The sequence below is a fragment of the Thalassorhabdomicrobium marinisediminis genome (genome assembly GCF_003072065.1).
Classification (GTDB): Bacteria; Pseudomonadota; Alphaproteobacteria; order Rhodobacterales; family Rhodobacteraceae; genus Octadecabacter; species Octadecabacter marinisediminis.
This window is the reverse complement of record NZ_QCYG01000001.1, coordinates 306,760-325,956: the sequence shown is the minus strand read 5'-3', so window position 1 is coordinate 325,956 and position 19,197 is coordinate 306,760. Positions and strand designations below refer to the sequence as shown.

16 protein-coding genes, 1 tRNA gene, 1 other RNA gene and 2 pseudogenes are annotated in these 19,197 nt (G+C 61.3%); 6 read left to right on the top strand and 14 right to left on the bottom strand.

The window, feature by feature from the left end; all coding sequences use genetic code 11:
- Nucleotides 1-59: 59 nt before the first annotated feature.
- The 3 genes and pseudogenes from DC363_RS01635 to DC363_RS01625 form a co-directional block, all read right to left on the bottom strand.
- A pseudogene (locus DC363_RS01635) lies at nt 60-514 on the bottom strand (hypothetical protein).
- Entirely contained in the window at nt 514-1,452 is a 939-nt protein-coding gene (locus DC363_RS01630) for a phage tail tube protein (protein ID WP_108639376.1), read from the bottom strand. Before DC363_RS01630 ends, DC363_RS01635 begins: the two are co-directional and overlap by 1 nt.
- A 24-nt stretch (nt 1,453-1,476) precedes the next feature.
- Nucleotides 1,477-1,896: pseudogene (locus DC363_RS01625) on the bottom strand (acyl-CoA transferase).
- Nucleotides 1,897-1,999: 103 nt separating this feature from the next.
- Between DC363_RS01625 and DC363_RS01620 the strand changes: the two are divergent.
- The 3 genes from DC363_RS01620 (at nt 2,000) to DC363_RS01610 (ending at nt 5,541) form a co-directional block, all read left to right on the top strand.
- Nucleotides 2,000-2,875: a GIY-YIG nuclease family protein gene (locus DC363_RS01620; RefSeq protein WP_108639375.1), complete on the top strand. Its 876-nt coding sequence runs from the start codon at nt 2,000-2,002 to the stop codon at nt 2,873-2,875.
- A 418-nt stretch (nt 2,876-3,293) separates the two neighbouring features.
- Nucleotides 3,294-4,007 carry a hypothetical protein gene (locus DC363_RS16640; RefSeq protein WP_146180727.1) on the top strand — a complete coding sequence of 238 codons (714 nt, stop codon included), beginning with the start codon at nt 3,294-3,296 and terminating at the stop codon, nt 4,005-4,007.
- A gap of 379 nt (nt 4,008-4,386) precedes the next feature.
- On the top strand, nt 4,387-5,541 hold the full coding sequence (locus DC363_RS01610) for an NYN domain-containing protein (RefSeq protein WP_158270817.1): 1,155 nt from the start codon (nt 4,387-4,389) through the stop codon (nt 5,539-5,541).
- Between the two features lie 1,057 nt (nt 5,542-6,598).
- Here the strand turns inward: DC363_RS01610 and DC363_RS01605 are convergent.
- The 10 genes from DC363_RS01605 to acuI all read right to left on the bottom strand — a co-directional run bounded on the left by DC363_RS01605 (nt 6,599) and on the right by acuI (nt 16,947).
- Nucleotides 6,599-6,688: transfer RNA gene (locus DC363_RS01605), tRNA-Ser, on the bottom strand.
- Nucleotides 6,689-6,750: 62 nt separating this feature from the next.
- Nucleotides 6,751-7,128, bottom strand: coding sequence for a hypothetical protein (locus tag DC363_RS01600; RefSeq protein ID WP_108639372.1), 378 nt, complete (start codon nt 7,126-7,128; stop codon nt 6,751-6,753).
- The gene (locus DC363_RS01595; protein WP_108639371.1) at nt 7,128-7,847 is read right to left on the bottom strand and encodes an alanyl-tRNA editing protein; all 720 of its coding nucleotides are present in this window, start codon (nt 7,845-7,847) and stop codon (nt 7,128-7,130) included. Before DC363_RS01595 ends, DC363_RS01600 begins: the two co-directional genes overlap by 1 nt.
- Nucleotides 7,844-10,417: a mechanosensitive ion channel family protein gene (locus DC363_RS01590; protein ID WP_108639370.1), complete on the bottom strand. Its 2,574-nt coding sequence runs from the start codon at nt 10,415-10,417 to the stop codon at nt 7,844-7,846. The genes DC363_RS01595 and DC363_RS01590 overlap by 4 nt, the downstream gene beginning before the upstream one ends.
- On the bottom strand, nt 10,417-11,445 hold the full coding sequence (locus DC363_RS01585; RefSeq protein ID WP_108639369.1) for a cysteine synthase A: 1,029 nt from the start codon (nt 11,443-11,445) through the stop codon (nt 10,417-10,419). Before DC363_RS01585 ends, DC363_RS01590 begins: the two co-directional genes overlap by 1 nt.
- A 60-nt stretch (nt 11,446-11,505) precedes the next feature.
- A complete protein-coding gene (locus DC363_RS01580; protein WP_108639368.1) occupies nt 11,506-12,624 on the bottom strand; it encodes an NUDIX domain-containing protein in 1,119 nt (372 codons plus the stop codon).
- Nucleotides 12,624-13,064: a TrgA family protein gene (locus DC363_RS01575; protein ID WP_108639367.1), complete on the bottom strand. Its 441-nt coding sequence runs from the start codon at nt 13,062-13,064 to the stop codon at nt 12,624-12,626. The genes DC363_RS01580 and DC363_RS01575 overlap by 1 nt, the downstream gene beginning before the upstream one ends.
- Nucleotides 13,065-13,103: 39 nt before the next feature.
- On the bottom strand, nt 13,104-14,312 hold the full coding sequence (locus DC363_RS01570; RefSeq protein WP_108639366.1) for an SAM-dependent methyltransferase: 1,209 nt from the start codon (nt 14,310-14,312) through the stop codon (nt 13,104-13,106).
- A gap of 117 nt (nt 14,313-14,429) precedes the next feature.
- Nucleotides 14,430-15,839 (bottom strand): cryptochrome/photolyase family protein, encoded by a 1,410-nt coding sequence (locus DC363_RS01565; RefSeq protein WP_108639365.1) that lies wholly within the window; start codon nt 15,837-15,839, stop codon nt 14,430-14,432.
- Nucleotides 15,840-15,963: 124 nt separating this feature from the next.
- A complete protein-coding gene (gene acuI / locus DC363_RS01560; protein WP_108639364.1) occupies nt 15,964-16,947 on the bottom strand; it encodes an acryloyl-CoA reductase in 984 nt (327 codons plus the stop codon).
- A 187-nt stretch (nt 16,948-17,134) separates the two neighbouring features.
- On the opposite strand from acuI, the gene DC363_RS01555 reads away from it, so the two are divergent.
- The 3 genes from DC363_RS01555 (at nt 17,135) to DC363_RS01545 (ending at nt 18,644) form a co-directional block, all read left to right on the top strand.
- On the top strand, nt 17,135-17,488 hold the full coding sequence (locus DC363_RS01555) for a DUF4345 family protein (RefSeq protein WP_108639363.1): 354 nt from the start codon (nt 17,135-17,137) through the stop codon (nt 17,486-17,488).
- A 47-nt stretch (nt 17,489-17,535) separates the two neighbouring features.
- Nucleotides 17,536-17,884: a transfer-messenger RNA gene (ssrA, locus tag DC363_RS01550) on the top strand.
- Nucleotides 17,885-17,999: 115 nt separating this feature from the next.
- A complete protein-coding gene (locus DC363_RS01545; protein ID WP_108639362.1) occupies nt 18,000-18,644 on the top strand; it encodes a DUF1194 domain-containing protein in 645 nt (214 codons plus the stop codon).
- A gap of 1 nt (nt 18,645) precedes the next feature.
- On the opposite strand, the gene DC363_RS01540 is transcribed toward DC363_RS01545, so the two are convergent.
- The gene (locus DC363_RS01540; RefSeq protein ID WP_108639532.1) at nt 18,646-19,107 is read right to left on the bottom strand and encodes an Lrp/AsnC family transcriptional regulator; all 462 of its coding nucleotides are present in this window, start codon (nt 19,105-19,107) and stop codon (nt 18,646-18,648) included.
- Between the last annotated feature and the right edge of the window lie 90 nt (nt 19,108-19,197).

Here is a 19,197-nt window from a genome sequence, read left to right as displayed (position 1 = left end):
TCCGCCGAGACGGCCGACGAGGTCCCAGACCTGCCAGCCCTCAAATGTGATGGGTTGGTTCAGCCGCGCCGGGCAGTCTTCGCACGCCGTTTGGCCGGGCTCGCTGGGTTCGCAACCCTCGCAGTATCGCTCGCCCCCGCCGAAGGACCACTCGGCGAGGGCGCGGATGCGTTTTTTCCTGTTCCAGCAGCAGGCCTTTGGAGACGTAGGTTAGCTGGAAGGCCTCGAAGATCGGCCAGATATCAAGCAGCGCGTCGATGGCCTCCGGGGTCGGCTCGATTGCGTTGCCATCCGCATCACCGATACCCTCCCATGCAAGCACGGCACGCCGCGCCAGCGCCTTGGCGAAGGCGACACCGCGTTCCTCGTCGGAGGCCTCGTCGGCGACCGCCTCGACGGCCGGATCGCTCCGCGTCGCAACCATCAGGGCCGTGGTCAGTGGACGCAGCTCCGCCCGCACACCTGTCACGAGATCATGCCAGCGCGGCGTGTTCGTCAGGTCGAGAGTCAGCATCAGTATACCTCAATGTCGTTGATCAGCGTTGCCTTGCACATCCGGCCGACCGTGCTGTCGCGCGCGGCCTGCCAGTCGAAGGTGGCCTGAACGCCCTGCGGCCCGGAAATCTCGATGCGTGGGCGCGGCAGGTAGACGGCATGCACAGTGAGGCTGAAACTCTCGCCGGAGGGCAGCACATAGGCGAATTCCAACTCGCAGGGATCGCCATTGATCGCCTGCGTCACAAGCGTCTGATCGGCAAACCGAACCTCGATGGAGCCAGTCAGCGCCGCAATGGACGGGTCTGCGCCGTCGATGCGGCCGTCCGAGCGAATGGTCTCGATCCGGTCGAGGTTGTTGACATAGGTGATGTCGGCCGAGACCACGTTGCCGAGGGCGGAGCCGTTCCGCGTGATCGCCCCGTTGAAATGGCCGAAGCGCTGCAATTCGAGTGATTCTGGCGTCCCGGCGCTGGTGGTTGTGTCCACCGTCTCGCCCTGCGCCACCAGCCGGGCCGTTGCGGTCAGCAGGCCAGATCGCTGCATTTGCCAGTTGATCTGGTCCAGCACGCAACCCGAATACATCGCAAAGCGCGGCACTTCGGGCATGCCGGTCTCGATCGACATGCTGGGCAGCGTCCAGGACCCCGACTGAAACTCATGCGTACATGGCCCTGTGCTGGTCGTGGTTGGATCACCAAAGGCCGCCTTCAGCCAAAATCCGAAGGCCTCAGCGTCGAGCGGCACAACGACATCGCCATCGGCCGTCACGGCATCCTTGATCGGCGCCAGTGGATCGCGGCCGTAGCCTAAGAGTTCAGAATTGAGCAGCGGCTGCTCTGCCCCCAGCGAGGTGCTGGCGAAGGGCATCTTCGTGAAACCGCCCACGGGGGGCGTTCCATAGGTCGTCTCGAACGCAAGCGCCATTTGCGCCCGCGCCCCTTGGGCTCGTGCCATCGTGTTCTCCTCAGATTGTCGGGATCAGCCGAGCGGGTCGGCCGTGGAATAGTGTAGCACCACCGGAATGACGGCCGCCTTCAGACTGGCGGCGCCCTCAACCGGCATATCGACCGGACGGGGCGCTTCCGCCTCGACTCAGTCGCAGAGGCCGCCCAGCGTGCGGTCGGCGGCGAGTTCGGAGCCAATGCTGGCGGTCAGCGTATCGAAGGCGGGATCACGGTCGGTGCCCTGCATGACGGCCTCGATCTCGGCGCGGTGCTGGTAGTGGTAGCGCAGCGGCGACAGGGTTACCTCTGGATCGCCTGGCTCGCCATCGCGCAGGATCAGCAGGCCGTCGGCCGGCACGCGCTCGGGTAGCACCTCACCGCGAAGGACCGTGCCGGGCAGCGTTGAAAGCCGCGCTTGCAGCGCGGTGAGGATGGCTTCACGTGGGGTGGGCATGAGATTGCTTTCCTAGCGACACAATCAAGGAACGGGATTAGGTTCTATGTGGATTGTTTGATTTCGATGTTACGCTTGAGAAAAGAGAAGTGACGGGGGTTTCATGAGCGGAGTATTTTTTACCTATGTTTGGGGGAGCCACGGCAAAAGTGGCGGCCCACTTACCTTTACCAGCAAACAAAACAGAACCGTCGCCGTTCGCAGTACACAGGAAGGAGACTTCGCTTTTGGTGTTGTCAGCCGAAACCCCGGCGATCCAAAGGTACAGATCCCCGACGAATGGAAAGGTCGCGTTCTAAATGTCTGGCAGATAAGCCACAGCACTGCGGACACCTCCGAATTCGGAGTTGAAGCGGCGAACACCTGGGACAAGCTGGAAGATGGCAGCTATCGTTGGCCTTACGCGCTCCAACCCATACGCACTTGGATCATCCGAGATGCTCCAGAGTTTCGTGAGCTTCCGGGATACGGTCCCTCTACCCATACCCAACGCGCAATCACGACTTTGCAGGAAGTCGGTGGCGAGTTGGCTGCGGCTCTCAGAGACCTTCTCGTCACGAACGGTAAAGAGCTGGAAGTTATGACACCGCGCTTCCAGACCATGGAAAATCGAGTGCGGCAGCTGCGGCAGAAGCATCCCTTCGCGATAAATGGATATGCTGTCGAGCCGAACGCTGAAGCCATGAACAGCATTTATGTCGCCACTCTTGGGAAAGGTGGTCGCGTTGTGAAAATCGGTCATGCACAGGATGCGATGAAGCGCGTGACCGAATTCAACAAGTTCCGGCTGTCATGTGAACCGCAATGGGTGTTGAACACAGACCAAGCCATCGGCTCTGTGCAGGACGCCATTGATGTGGAGAAATATCTGGGTGAGGCGTTCGCAAAACATCGGACGGAACCGAATAACAACGAAGTTTACGTCGACCTTGATCCGATGGAGGTTCTGACCAAGTTGGCGACGGTCCAGCGCCAATGATGGCGGCAGCAATGTCGAGAAGCGATCGCATCTCCATTTAGCAGAGAGAGCTCAATTGCGTCAGAGCCGCCCATCCACCCAATTCGCCGCGGTTGGCCTATCTCGCGCCGGAGGTGTTGAAGCGGCTGACCTGCGGGCGGGAGACTTCAGCGGTCAGCCTCTAAGATCTTTGTTTTACGGCAGGAGAGGCATGGGAGAAGCAAATGGGCCGGGTGTTCCCTGCCAGCCAATGACAATGCGGGGTCAGCGATTCATTTACGCCCAACTGCGTTTGCAGCAGCTCAACCAAAGCTCCAAGGCCATCTCCAACCTTTTTCACAGGTGATGTGGCATCGCTTGCGCGAAAACCTCACAAACTCTTGAACAAGGTCGGTAGAGCGCCCAAGTTTAAGGAATAATATTTCGTCGGAGCCCGCTCATGCCACTGCCTTTTCTCGCCATTTCAATTCCAGTATTGCATTCATCAGGCGCTTGGATCGCCTCAACTGCTGCTTCGGGCTATATCGCAGGTACGCTATCGAGCACTTGGATCGGTGCATTCGTTCTCGGAAACAGCTCCCTACTCGGCAGTCTAGGGCTAGTATCAGCGGCGGGCATTTTCGGTGCAACTGGTGGTCTCGCGGCGCTCTCTTCTAGTGCTGCTCTCGGTGTGGGATCTGCACTGACAGCCGTCGGCCTGGGCGGCGTCGCCAGTTCGCTCGGAATTGCCCCCACGGTAACCTTTTTGGGTCTGACGCCCATTGGATGGGCGATTGCTGGCACCGCTGCGACTGTCGCGGCCACGCTTGGATTATATGTAACACGCAAAACGATGCGTAAGATCAATGAAGAGCGTGCAAAGGGCGGGCTCGAACCGACAACTCTGACGGGTATCATTAGGGAAGTGCGACTTCTGGAAGCGCACTCCCTCGAAACGATCCTCGCGCGGCTCGATGCCGAGTTGGACAATGTTTCGCTTTCGGATGACCACAAGGATTTGACCGTGGATGGTCAGGTGTTCTCACTCCACCGGCTGAAGTATGTGGTTAATAAGGACGGTTCCGAAGAACTAGTGTTTGTCACCCGAACAGGTCGAAAGAAAAGAGTACTGCAGGTAAAGCGCGCGCCCGAGCCAGAAGGTTTTCCCGCGTAAGCCAAGCTATCCGCCTAGACAGGTAGCGTGCTTAATTTTCTTCCGAGTCTGTGGTTTCGCCCCAACTCGGACTTAACTTGAGCAAGGGTGCGCTCTGTGCGGTCAGGAACCCAATCCTTCGGCACAATTACGAAATCAGTGTTTGTTTGATTGCCATAGAAGAGCTGAGCGATGATAATATGCCATTGGGGTGACTTGCACCGATGCCCACAATTCCAGGCCGACACAAGCGCCCATCGTGTTGCCAATGCCCCCCATCCACATATAATGCTTGACGTTTCCTAGACTTGCGAGCGAGCGAATGAACGCGATCAGCCCTCTTGAACCTCTCCAGCGTCGACGCTCTCGCATAAAAAGGCTGACCGAACAGCACCGAGCCATGCAGGAGACACAAAGAGCTCTCCGGGATTCTATCGAGAGCCATAAAGCGTTCGAACCGGAAGTCGAACTAGGAAAAATAAAGCGTTTCGAAAGCACCTCAGTTGGCCTTTCACAAAAGATAGCGGACGAGGAAGTTTACAAGGCAAACCTTGAGAATCGCCTTAAGGATACCCGAGCGGCCCAGACCAATCCGCTTGTGTTCTGGAAGTTTTTTACAGCGGAACAGAAACGCCTACGCGTAGAAGCCAGTCGGCTTCGTAAAGAAATATCCTCAGTAAATGAGCACTTGATGAGTGACAATGAGGCGCTATCTAAGGCGCGATCAGACTTAAGCTCGACGCAAAAGCGTATTTCTGAACACGAGTGCTTCAACCTCAATGAAGCAGAAACGCAGCTTGCGGCCATTCAACAAAAAACCCGACAGATTGATAGCGACTTGGCTGCGGCAAAAGCCGAACTTAAAAGGATTGAGGAAAAGATCCGGCCCCATTCGCAGGAGCTTGATCGGCTAGAATCTGAGTTAGAAACTTTTAACTCTGACATCGCAAAGGCAGATCGTTTCGATCGAGACTTGACCGCTGCGGAGAATAGTTACGAGCGGGCAATGATTCACCAGGAATGCGAAGAGAAATTTGGCTCTGGCAGCCCTAGGCATGTCATCAATGATCGAAGAGGAAAAATTCGACGGCTTGAAAATAACATTCCAAAAGTCGAGCGCCGTATTCGAGACGAGTTGAAAAAACTTGATCGAACAATTTCGCATCTCGTGATCGATGGAAACAATGCCTGCTACGAAGGGCAATCATTTATTGGGTTGCGAGGGATTTCCGCGCTGCTTGGGGCGCTGGGTGATCGCTTCAAGGTCACTATCGTTTTCGATGCGTCAATTCGCGCCATGCTGAAGACAGACAACCAAGGCGTTGAAAAATTACTTGGCGCCAAGGTCGCCACACACGTCGCGCCGACCAAGACAGCAGCAGACGAGTATTTGATGAAGCTAGCCGGGAAGGGTAAGAACGCCTTCGTACTAAGTAATGATCGTTTTGCGGAATATCACGACTATGATGTCGTGAAATCACGCCGCGTGCTGAGGTTCCTAATTGCAGACGGTATGTTCATGGCAAATGAACTAGATATCTCCATAAGAATTTGACCAAAAAATGAAATAACGACTGTAACGTGCCGATAACTTATACACCAAGCATTAATACCCACTCTGCTAACGATACGAGTTATTGATAAACTTACCACTGCCGTCGCATTTGTTGCACGTCACCGTACGCTTCCCAGTGCCGCTACAGCGATTGCAGGTGACTTGTTTCCCGGACGCATAGATACCGCTACCGGAACATCTTCGACATTGATTTTCCCCATAGCGGCCGGTTCCACCACAGGTCCAACATTCGCGCTCTGGGAACGTAAACATTCCCGTGCCGCTGCAAGTCCTACAAGTGATCTGCTTCTGTCCAGCGCCGTCGCATTTGAAGCAAATCCCATTTTCCCGAGTCGAGACATGATCGCGAAATATTCCAGGTGAATAATTTCGCTTAACTTCAGTACCGTCCCTCTTCCGTGCGTGTTCGGTGGCACCGCTCCAAAAAAGGTTCTCGCGGACGGTTCCTTCCTCAATAACCCTCCCGTGTTTGACGGTTTTTGTCCTCGTCTTGTTCCCGAAGAAGCCAGTGCCGTGTGTGTATGTCTTGGTCTTCCCGGAATCGTGGTGCTTGACTACCTTTTTCTTTCGGCCGAGCCAGTCTGTCTTGTAGTGAACAGTGGTGCCGACACCAAAGGCTGATTTGAATAGCGTTTCAAAGATTCCGCTTTGGCGACGTCTTCCCATATCTCCCCCTTAAGAGCTCACTCGCCAAAGCTACGAAAGGAAAGTGAGTTTGTCATCAGCGACTTCTCGCAGCTATTCGCGCATTTTCGAAGAACCACGCCGCCTTCAGGTGTCTCTGACCGTTTCGAAAGCGGTCGAACCTGCCTCAACTGCGGCGCAGTTCGATTTCGCCAACACACTGAAAGTGCGTCATTTTTTGAATCCGTCTCGATTTGGATGAAGGGCGGATAGAAAGAGACGCGGGGCGTTCAGAGACCGATTTCGGCGGAAACGCCAGTCTCCGAAAGTCGGATGGCTTCGCTAAACCCCTTTGAAACAAAAAGAAAAAAGGCGCTCACTGGGGCCTCGTCTCGGGTTCGCGAATGGTTTGTGGCGGACAGGAAGGGATTCGAACCCTCGAGACGGTCTCCCGCCTACGCACTTTCCAGGCGCGCGCCTTCGACCACTCGGCCACCTGTCCGAGGCGGGGTCTACCTGCGAACGGCGGGGGAATGCAAGAGGTGTTTGTGCAAAAACGCCGGATTATCTTGGAGGGCGTTTTTGAAGCGCGGCGAGGCCGAACAGCAGGGCAAGGATCACCTCGGTGGCCGCCGCGATCAGGATGGCCCGTGTCGCCGCGCCGGTTAAGAAATGGAAAATCCCGGTCGCCGCTACACCCAGCCACACGGCGGATATGAGCCACGCGACGCGGGACGCGAACGCGCCTGTTGGCAGGTTGCGCGCCAGAAGCAAAAGGCCGCCCAAGCCGCAGACCGGGGCGGCCAGCCTGCGGGCGGCGAAGGAGGCTTCGGCGACGTCCGAGGGGACATAGAGCGACAGATAAGCCTCGGGGGCGGCAAAGAGGACCCCGCCCACGGCGATCAGGAACACCCCTGTCAGGCTGAAAAGCGCCGCATACATCACCCGTCCAGATGCATGTAGACGCGGCGGTTCTGCTTGCCCTTCTTCTCCACCTTGCCGAGCCGCACCCGACCGATCTCCGAGGTTCGGCGCACGTGGGTGCCGCCGCAGGGCTGCAGGTCAGCCACGTCGTCGCCCTCACCGATGCGGACCAGTCGCACGCGCCCTGCCCCTTTGGGCGGTTGCACGGACATGGTCTTCACCAGACCCGGATTGGCGTCGAGCTCATCGTCGGTGATCCAGTCCATCGACACCGGAAAATCGCAGCCGATCAGGCGGTTGAGCGTCGCTTCTAGCGCGGCCTTGTCGGCGGGGGCTTCGGGCATGTTGAAGTCCAGCCGGCCCTTCTCGGTGCCGATCGAGCCGCCGGTGACCGGCAGGGGGATCACGACCGAGAGCAGATGCAGCGCGGTGTGCACGCGCATGTGCCGGTGGCGGCGTTCCCAATCGAGCGTCTGCGTCACCTGCGCGCCCACGGGGGGCAGCGGGTTCGGCTCGGCCGGGACCAAAACGATGGCGCCCCGATCGCCCTTCACGGTCGTGGCGATTTCGATCTGGCCGCCTTGCCAGGACAGGGTGCCGGAATCGCCCGGCTGGCCGGCGCCGGTGGGGTAGAAGATCGTCTGGTCGAGCACGATGCCGCCTTCGTCGGTGACAGCAAACACCTCGCCCCGGGCATCGCGCAGATAGGCGTCATCAAGAAACAGCGGCTTGGTCATCGGCCGTCTCCGTCACCATCCCCGTCCTGCGCCTCTTCGGCGGCCTCGGCGGTGTCCTCGATCTCGCGGAAACGCTCTTGCTTAGGATGGTCCTCCGCGTGTGTAGCCGAGGCCCCCTTGCCGGCGTCGTTATCCGTCTCGTCCGCGTCCCCCTCTTTGCCGAAGTCGAGCACTTCGGGATTGCGCAGCCAGATGTCGCGCTGGCTGAACGGGATCTCGATCTCTTCCTGTGCGAACCGCTTGGCGATTTCGTGGTTCATTTCGGACTTCACGCTGAGCACATAGTTCACATCCCGCAGGATGGCGCGGATCTCGAAATCGAGGCTGTCGGCCCCGAAGCCCTGGAACACGACCGACGGCGCGGGGTTCATCAGGACCATCGGGTGCGCTTCGGCGATCTCTTTCAGGATGCCGGCGACCCATTCGGTGTCGGTGCCATAGGCGACGCCCACGGGCACGATCACCCGGCCCACGTTGTTGCCCCGGGTCCAGTTGATCACCTGATTGCTGACCAGATCACCGTTGGGCACGATCACATCCGTGCGGTCAAACGTCTCAATCCGGGTAGAGCGGACCGAGATGTCGCGCACATAGCCCATCTGGTCGCCCACCTCGATCCAGTCGCCCTGGCTGATCGGACGTTCGATGAGAAGGATGATGCCCGAGACGAAGTTGCTGACGATGTTCTGCAGGCCGAAACCGATCCCGACCGAGAGCGCCCCGGCGACAATGGCAAGGCCGCTCAGATCGATCCCAGCCGTGGTGATCGCGATCACGGCGGCAAGGAATATTCCCACGTAGCCCAGCCCGGACACCAGCGCGTCCTGCCCGCCCACGTCCAGCTTGGTGCGCGGCAGCACCGTGGTGCGCAGGGCGGCCTGGGTCAGGCGGGTGACCGTGTAGCCGACAACGAAGACCAGCGCGAAGAGCAGGAAGCTGCTGGGCGAGATCTTGGTCTCTCCGATGGAGAAGCCTTCGCGGAACCGCGCCCAAAGCTCGGTCAGGTCGGTCCATTGTGCGCCCCAGATCAGCGCCAGAATCGGCAGCGAGATAAGGATCAGCAGGAACCCGATCAGCACCGGGATCAACGCGTCCTGCGCGCCGTTCTCGGACTTGGAGACCATCGCGTAGAAGTCCACTGACAGCCGTTGCAGCAACAACATCACCGCCACCACATAGACCGTGAGGGCCGCAGGCGCGGTGACCGCTTCGAAGGCGTTGATGTAGCCCACGGCCCCGGCCACGACGCCCACCACGGCGACGATCTTGAGGCCGCGACTGAGCAAGGTCCGCAGGGTCACCCGGAATGACCGCGAGGCATCGTCGCTCGCGTCGTCCAACTCGGGCTTGAGCGCATCGGCAAACCAGTAGAGCGCCCATGCGATCACCAGACCGAAGGGGAAGGTCAGCACCGCTGCGGGGACAGGATCGATCCCGTTGACCGCGATCAGCCGTTCCATCACCCCGAAGATCATCAACATGTAGCCCAGAAAGATGAACTGGCGGTGCGCCTGGGTCGAAACCTCGGGCGTCATCAGCAGCGGGTGCCGGTCCTGGTCAAGGCCCAGGGGTGTCAGATGACCGGCGATCCAGTGGGCGACGATGGGAAACAGCGCCAGAATGGGCAACGCTTCGACCACCTGAAAGAGTCTGCGGCCCAGAAAGCCCGACAGGGTCAGCGCCTCGGCCAGTGCCAGCACGCCGATGAAGGGGATCAGGATCTGGCCAAGGGACAGGACGAAACGCAGCACGTCGCGGCTGCGCTTGCTGCGGTCCACCAGCGCCCGGGTCGCCCGATTATACCAGCCCCGCCCCCGGAACAGCAGGATCAGACCGATGGTGGCGAGGACCAGAATCGCGGGCAGAACAGAATAAAAGCTGTTCAACTTACTGGGGTTCGCCAGATTGGCGCGCACTTCGGACGTCATGGCGCGGGTGGCGGCCACCGCCGCGGCCCCGGCACGCGGCCAGCTTTCGGGGTTGAGCGGCGTTTGCACCCGCTCGGACAGCCGGTCCGATTCCCGCGAGCTGATAAGGTCGTCCACCTCACCGATCAGCCCGTTGGCCTGGGTGTAGGCTTCGGTGGCCAGAACCGCCGGCGCTTCCAGCAATTGCAGCTTTTGCGACAGCTCCACCCGGCGTTCGGTGATGCGGGGGTCCTCGACCCCTTCCGCAGGGGGCTCCCCCAACGCGTTGATCTGGGCGCGGATCGTTTCGATGCGCGCGCTGTTGATGGACTGCCGTTCAAGGAACGTATCGCGCCAGGCTGCAAGCTGGCTGCGCAGGTCCCCCAGCACGGCGGTTGAGGCCCGCGCCTCTTCGACTGCGACGCCCACCCGGTCGGCCAGAGTGCGCCACTCGTCCTGATCCTCAAAGACCTTGGGCAACGCCTCGGCGGCGGCCTCCTCTTCCTCGGACAGGGCCAGCGCACCGGTGTCCGCCGGGGCGCTTTCTGCCTCGGCCGGGGCCTCTCCTCCGGTCACGTCAGAGAGGATGCCCGTGGATTGGGCAAAAGCGGGCCCGCCCGCGACCGAGGCGAGCAGGGCAATCATGCAAAGAAAATGTTTCATCAGGCGTCTTCGAATACAGTGGGCAGGTCACGCGGTTCCGCGGCGAGCCAATGGGGCACGGGCAGGTTCTTTTCGCGCAGGAAGGCGGGGTTGTAGAGCTTCGACTGGTAGCGTGTGCCATAGTCGCACAGCATCGTCACGATGGTCTTGCCCGGCCCCAGCTCACGCGCAAGCTTCATGGCCCCCGCGATGTTCACGCCGGTCGAGCCGCCCATGCAAAGCCCTTCGTCCTGCAACAGATCGAAGACGACCTGCACGGCTTCCGCGTCGGGGATGCGATAGGCGAAATCAGGGGTGAACCCTTCGAGGTTCGCGGTGATCCGCCCCTGCCCGATGCCTTCGGTGATCGAGTTTCCGGGGTTCTCTTCTCCGGTGTAGATCTTGTACATGCCCGCCCCTTCCGGGTCCGACAGCGCGACCTTGACACCCTTGGGCTGCAGCACCGCAGCAACTCCGGCGAGCGTGCCGCCCGAGCCCACGGCGCAGGTGAACCCGTCGATCTTGCCGCCGGTCTGCTCCCAGATTTCCGGGCCGGTCGTCTCAATGTGCGCCTGCCGGTTGGCGGTGTTGTCGAACTGGTTGGCCCAGATCGCGCCGCCCGGCTCGGACTGCGCAAGCCGCTCGGCCAGACGCCCGGAATATTTCACGTAGTTGTTGGGATTCTTATAGGGCACCGCTGGCACTTCGACCAATTCCGCGCCCGCAAGCCGGATCATGTCCTTCTTTTCCTGGGCCTGCGTCTCGGGGATGACGATCACCGTCTTGAACCCCATCGAGGCCCCCACCAGTGCCAGACCAATGCCGGTGTTGCCCGCCGTGCCCTCAACGATCGTGCCGCCGGGCCGCAGCGCGCCGCGGGCGATCGCGTCACGGATGATAAACAGCGCCGCGCGGTCCTTGACTGATTGGCCGGGGTTCATGAATTCGGCCTTGCCGTAGATGTCGCAGCCCGTGGCTTCGGAAGCGGCGGTCAGTCGGATAAGGGGCGTGTTGCCGACAGCATCGGCAAGATCGGTGCGGATCGTCATGTCGTGGCCTTTCGCGTCAGGGCTTGGTTGCCTTGGGTGTAGGGGAGTGCCCCAGCGCCTTCAAGCCGAAGCACGCAAGGTGTCGCGGTTGCGGGCCAGCCAGTGACCGGCCACCAGCAGCGGCAAAAGGCGGAATTCACCGGCGTTGAGCGCCGTGTCGAAAGCGGCCCAATCCATAACGTAAGAGCGGATATCCTCATCCTCTTGCGGGGCACCGCCGACGCCCGCGGTCCCGTCCGGCAGATCGCACAGGCCAATATAAACGAAGAAATGTTCGGTCGTGGTGCCGGGGCTGGGATAGGCGGCCGAGACGCATTTGAGCGCGCCGATCTCGATCCCGGCCTCTTCCAGCGCCTCGCGCCGCGCGGCCTCTTCCGGGCCTTCGCCGGGGTCGATGCGTCCGGCGATGGGTTCAATCGTCCAGGGGTTCGGATCGCCGCGCAGATAGGCGCCGGTGCGGAATTGCTCCACCACAAGCACCCGGTCGCGCACCGGATCATAGGGCAGCACCATGGCGCAATCGACGCCGATGAAGACCGTGCGATTGACAGGCTCGGACATGGTGCCATCGAAGCGCCGGAACGCCAGATCGACCTCCTCAACGTTGTAAAACCCCACATGCTGCTGCCGCGCGACGATGAGATCCACGTCAGAGCTGTTGTATCCCGCCCCCTGCCCGCTGCTGCGCGCCCGTTGTTTCGAGGCCGCCCGCGCCATCATCTGCGGATAGGTCTGCCCCATCTCGGGCGCGGTCATAGTGGCCATCACCGACATTGCCTCATGTGCGGTCATCACCGTGACCTCGCCCATGGTGGCGATCCACCCCTCGCGGTCCCAAGGCTCGGCCGGTTGCCAGCGGTCCGGCTCGGGGAGATATGCGGTCACCTCGCGCGGCTGCCCGTCTGCGTCGATCACGGTGAAATGCTCACGATTATAGCCGAAGGCCTTTTCATAATAATCGAGCCGGGCAAGCGCTGTATCGTCCAATCCTGCGACGATGATCCCTTCGGCCACCGCGCCTGCGTCGGGATACATCATCGGGAACACCTGCCCCGCAACCCGACGCACGCTGTAGTCCTCCCGCTTGGCCCATGAGACCTTGCCCGCGACGTCTGCGTCGCCGCTCACCGCTTCCAGAAGCGGCATGTGCAGCAAGGTGCCGAACAAAAACAGCTCCATCACGGATACCGTTTGGCGAAGAATTCCACCACAAGGCCCGCGCCGATGCCGCCGAAGACCAGCGTGCCGACGATGGCGGGGGTCAGCATCATGCTGCCGTACTCCATGAACAGCTCGAAGACCGCGGTCACAGCTTTACCGGGGCCGCCATAGCGCCGCCGCAGGCTTTGCTCAATCATCACCACCGTGGAATTGAAGAACAGCGCCATGACCACCATCGCGACCATCGCGGTCAGCCCGTAGCTGAACGCCGACACATATCCGGTGCCGGCGCGCGATCCGGCCACGGACCAGCCCGCGATCAGCCCGAACAGGGTATTCACCTCCTGAAACCAGCCCAGATTGGTGCCTTCGGGAAACAAAGGGATGATCAGCAGGCTGGTATACCAAGCCAGCGCGCCGAACAGCACAGCCCCCACAAAACGTCCCGTTGTCGGCATCGCACTGCTCCCTGAAAGTCTGTTCGTTGCCCGGCTTCGTCAGGCTGGCCGGGTCACCGTAATTTGCGTTACATCGCAAATACCCCCGCGGAACGCCCCCGCGCAAGAGGCGAGGTAGAAGTTCCACATCCGCCGGAACCGCGCGTCAAAGCCAAGCGCCGCGACCTCGTCCCACTTTTCGTTGAAGGTTTCATGCCAACGCCGCAGGGTATCGCTGTAGCTTTGCCCGAACGAGATGGCATGGGCCACGTCGAGGCCAGCGCGCGTAATCTGGTCGCGCAGCACCGTGGGCGCGGGCAACATGCCACCGGGAAAGATGTATTTCTGGATGAAATCCACACCGCTGCGATATTGCTCCCAACGGTCATCCTGCACCATGATGATCTGCAACGTGCCACTGGCGCCAGGCTTGAGGCAGCGATGCAGGGTGTTGAAATAGGTCGGCCAGTATTTCTCGCCCACGGCCTCGAACATCTCGATGCTGGCGATCCCGTCATAGGTGCCCGCCTCATCCCGGTAGTCCTGCAACTTCAAGGTGACCTTGTCGGAAAGCCCTGCCTTTTCAATGCGCTGCTGCGCGAAGTTGAACTGCTCTTGACTGATCGTCAGCCCGGTCACATGCAGCCCCCGCTCTTTCGCGGCATATTCGGCAAACCCGCCCCAACCGCAGCCGATCTCGAGCACGTGATCCCCCGCCGTCACGCCCATCTGATCGACCATGCTCGCATATTTCTGCCGCTGCGCCGTCTCCAGACTCTCCTGGCCGGTTTCGAACTTGGCGCTGGAATAGGTCATCGTCTCATCCAGCCAAAGCCCGTAGAAATCGTTCCCCAAATCATAGTGATAGCTGATGTTCTTCTTCGCCTGACGTTTGGAATTGCTCTGCCACCAGAAGCGCAGCTTTTCATAAGCGCGCAACAGCCCTTGGCCGGGAAAGCCGTCATAGATCGCCTCGGCGTCGTCGCTGACCAGATCCATGAAGGCCATCAGATCCGGCGTCGCCCACCAGCCATCCATGTAGGCCTCGGAAAAGCCCAGATCCCCCTCACGGATCAGCCGCGCGAAAAGGTCGCTGTCGTGAATGACGATTTCCGCCACATGCCCCGGCGCCTCCGCCTCCGCCCTGAACCGCCGCCCGTCCGGCAAGACAAAGTCCACCCGCCCGCGCGGCAGATGCGCCATCATGTCGAACACGGTGGCAAAATAGCGGGGCAGGTTGTCTTGCCCGTCGGTCGAGGTCAAAATCATCGGTCTTCCCAGTTGGTCCTGTCTGCAGTTGATACGAGCGGCCCGGCGATTTGGTTTCACGAAGAATACTATGACACCAAACCGGAAAATCGCAAAATGCCGAAAGGTCTGAGGGCGTTAGAAATCGCGGTTCTTGTAGGCCGCCAGCGCGCGCTGCCGCCCTTCGGCCAGATCCACGATCCGATCGGGATAGCTGTCCGCAGGCGACAGGGCCCAATGCTCCGGGATCGCGTCGAAGTAGCTCAGGGCCGTCTTCGGCGGGTCGTCCTGTCCTTCGGCGATCCACATCCTGCGATACCGCCCCTTGGGGTCGAATTTCGCCAGCTGGGTTTCGGGATTGAAAATGCGGAAGAAAGGCGAGGCATCAGGCCCCGACCCCGCCGCCCATTGCCAGCCCATGGCGTTGTTCGCCGGGTCCCAGTCGATCAGACAGGCCTCGAACCAGGCCTGCCCGATCCGCCAATGGGTCATAAGGTGTTTGGTCAGGTAGGACGCAACGATCATCCGGCCGCGGTTGTGCATCGTGCCGGTCACATACATCTCGCGCATGGCGGCATCGACGAAAGGCTCTCCGGTGCGGCCCTGTTTCCAACGACGCACGGCGTCGGTCTCTTCCGTGCGCCACGGGAAAGCGTCCCAGGCCTCTTTCCAGTTCCGGTCCACGATGCGCGGCGTGTGATGCGTCAGATGATAGGCAAACTCGCGCCAGGCCAGTTCCTTGCAGAAGGTCTCGGCCCCCTTGCGCCCCTGCGCCATGGCCCGCTGACCCGCATGCCAGCAGACGGCGGGGCTGATCTCTCCGTAGGTGAGGTTTTCCGACAGCCCCGAAGTGCCCTCAACCCCCGGCCGGTCGCGCGCGCTGTCATAATCGTCCACCCGGGTCTCGATGAACTCCGCCAGCCGGTCCTGCGCCGCGGCCTCGCCCACGACCATGTGCCGCGCCACCACCTCGGCCCCCCGCCGCATCGGCGCATCCAGCGCCCAATCGGCCAGACGGTCCGACTCCGGCCAATCCTGCGGCGCGGGCAATGCGGAGGGCGCGGCCAGCGGCAGCGCCACATCCCGGCCGCGCACGGTTTTCCAGAACGGGGTGAAGACCTTGTAATACCCGCCGGTTTTTGTCTCCACCGTCCAAGGCTCGAACATCAAATGTCCCGCAAAAGACTGCACCGCGATGCCGTCGTCGCTCAGCGCCGCTTTCACCGCGCTGTCCCGGGCCTTCGACGCCGGATCGTAAAGCCGGTTCCAGACGACAGCGCCCGCACCCGTCTCGGCCACCAGGGCGCGCAGCACCTCCAACGCGCGCCCCCGCCGCAGGATCAACCGCGACCCGAGACCTTTCAGAGTTTCGGCGAAGGCCGCGACGCCCCGACCCAACCGGAACACGGGCGCGGCACCCTGCCCTTCGACCACCTCATCAAGAATAAAGACTGGTATGACCGGCACGCCACGCCCCACCGCATCCAGCAAGGCCGCATTGTCGGCAAGCCGCAGATCGCGCCGAACCCAATAGATCACTGGTGCCATGAAGCGCCCCCCTTTTCGATCACCTGCAAGCTAGGGCGCCGCCCGCAGAGGCCAAGGGCGCCCGACGACCCCTTCATCTGACCAAATAAACTCGAACGCCGCGCTCCCACCACAAAACGGCGGCTCAGCCTTGCACATCGACCACAACGCGCCCCTGCACCCGGCCCTCCAGAATCTCGCGGCCCAACTTCGGCAGATCGGCCAACGTCGCGGGCTGCACCATCGCTTCGAGCTTTTCCATCGGCAGGTCCTTGGCGATCCGCTCCCACGCGCGGACGCGGTTGTCATAGGGTTGCATCACGCTGTCGATGCCCAACAGGTTCACGCCCCTGAGCAGGAACGGGATGACCGAGGCCGGCAAAGCGGCCCCGCCCGCAAGCCCCACGGCGGCAACGCTCGCGCCATATTTCATCTGCCCCAGCACGCGGGCGAGCATCGCACCGCCCACCGCATCGATGCAGCCTGCCCATGTCTCGCCCTCAAGGGGACGCTTGGTGGTCTCGCTCAGATCAGCGCGGGGCACGATCTGCGTGGCGCCCAGCTCGCGCAGATACTCGGCCGCTTCGGGCCGCCCGGTCACCGCCGCCACCTCATGGCCGAACTGCGCCAACAGCGCGGTCGCCACCGAGCCGACACCGCCCGACGCCCCCGTGACCAGCACCGGCCCCGCCTTGATGCCATGATCCTCCAGCGCCATGACCGCCAGCATGGCGGTGAACCCGGCGGTGCCCACGGCCATGGCCTGCCGCGTGTCCAGCCCGTCGGGCAAGGGCACCAGCCAATCCGCCCGCACCCGCGCCTTTTGCGCATAGCCGCCCCAGTGGGCCTCGCCCACGCGCCATCCGGTCAGCACCACCTTGTCGCCGGGCGCATAGCGATCATCCTCTGACGCCTCGACCGTTCCGGCAAAATCGATGCCCGGAATATGCGGATAGCTGCGCACCAGCCCGCCGCCCGACCCCAGACACAGCCCGTCCTTGTAGTTCAACGTGGAATACTCGACGGCGACCGTGACCTCTCCGTCCGGCAGGCGGTCCAGATCGATCTGCTGCACGCCCGCGCGGGTCTCGCCCTCTGCGGTCTTCTCAACGATCAATGCATCAAACATGGGGGCAGTCCTTTCCTGTGGTCCGGCGCTGGCGCGCGCCGCTTTGAGCGCCAGTGAAACGCCATCGGCCCTCTGTCGCAAACGCTTTCTGTATCCCGGTCCCGGCCTTAACGGTTCCCCGTCACACAATCTTGAAACCGATCCGTCCGATCCCGCGTATCAAGTCCAGAGCCAAAAAGGACATCCCATGGACCTCATAAACGCAGCCCTCGCCCTTCTGACCATCATCTTCGGCGGCATCGCTTTTCTGGCCCCCCGCTACGCCGCCAGCGCACTTGATCTGGCCCCCACCGACAGCACCATGGGCCTGTCGGAACTGCGCGCCGGGTCGGGGGGCCTGTTTGTGGCCCTGGGCGCCTTTTGCCTTTTTACCGGAGAGCCTTACGCCTATTTCATGCTCGGCGTGGCCTATGCGGGCGCCGGCGCGGGTCGCTTGCTGTCGCTGCTTTTCGACAGCCCGCCCATGAAAAAAGCGCTGCTCTATCTGGCCCTTGAATGGCCCCCCGCCGCCTGGCTCATCCTATACAACAACACGTTTTAAGGGTCCGCACCCCCGCCCGCTTCTCTGGTTCAAAAATACCTATTCCCCCAGTTGCAAAGCGCGCACCGCCCCCTATATTAGACCTGTCCTTCGGGACTATGAACATAAACGCGCTCGTAATAAGCGGATCGGACCCGGGGGCGGTACCCGGCGGCTCCACCAAACATCGCTCATTTGGCGACCATGGGGCCGAAATAGGATCGACGAACGTCTAAAGGGGTTAGCTTTGTTTCGGTGAGTTACCACCGTTATCGGTACATATAAGCTAGTTGCAAATGACAACAATGCTCAGGTCGCACTCGCAGCGTAAGCTGTGCGTAACACCTAAATCTTAAGCCCTTGGGCCTAGCAGCTCAAGGCGGGGTTCGCAGGTACCTGGCAACAGAAACCTGCACTTCCCCCCCACACATTTTATGACTTGGCCACGGCTACCGGATCATGTCGCCTATGAACAGCGCTGGCCGCGTCGGTTTGTTTTGCGCGCGCGGCGATCCTCGCGCAGACTGCGGTCATGAAAGGTTTCTGCCTCGCACTCGGCCTTGCTGCCGCCCCGGCTGCGGCCTGCGACACCGCGCTGTTGCTGACCATCGACGTGTCGAACTCCATCGACGCTGCGGAATATGCGCTGCAAACCGACGGCATGGCCGACGCAGTGCTCGATGATGAGGTGGCCGAGGCCCTGATCGAAGGCCGCGTCGCCCTCGCTGTGATGCAATGGTCCGGAGTGGATCGGCAGGCCCTCACAATCCCCTGGCACAAGGTCCGCACCCGTGCCGATGTGCAGGATTTCGCCGCACAGGCCCGGCTGATGCCGCGTGCCTTTGTACAAAGCGACACCGCACCGGGGGACGCGATCCTGTTCGCGTTGGCGCAATTTGCGACCGCCCCCGCCTGCGCCCGCCGCGTCATCGACATCTCTGGCGACGGCACGCCGAATGCAGGGCGCGACACGCGCGCCGCCGCGCGCCGGGCCGAACAAAGCGGCGTCACCATCAATGCCATCGCCATTGAGAGCATGGGGCTCGCGATCACCACCTTCTACCGCCGTCATGTGATCACCCGCGACGGGTTCGTCATCACCGCGCGTCGTCACCGGGACTATCCCCGCGCGATCCGCGAAAAAATCCTGCGCGAGGTCGCCCGCGTGCTGGGCTAGGTCAAAGCGGCAGCGCCATCGTCGATTTCAGCTCTTCCATGCTCAAAAGCGCGGTCACGTTGAACACCCGCACCTCGGAAATCAGCGCCTGATAGAACACGTCATAGGCCCGCGCGTTCTGCACCCGCACCTTGAGGATATAGTCGATATCCCCCGCCAGCCGGTGCGCTTCCTGCACTTCCGGACGGTCCTGCAAGGCCTTGAGGAACTTCGCCTGCCAGCTGGCTTCATGCTCCGACGTGCGGATCAGCACGAAGAAACAGGCCTCGAACCCCAGTGCTTCCGCGTCCAGCACGACCGTCTGCTGGCCGATCACGCCAGCCTCTTTCATCTTGCGAATCCGGTTCCACACCGGCGTCTTGGACGAGCCCACCTCGCGCGCGATATCGTCCAGACTGCGGCTCGCATCCGCCTGCAACACCGAAAGGATTTTCCGGTCCAATTCATCGATCCGAACGCTCATCTGGTTTTCACCCTTTTTGGGAAACATGCTGACTGATCCCCTCAATATTGCGAACGATCTTCCCTTTCAACCCGCAAGGGGGCGCATCTT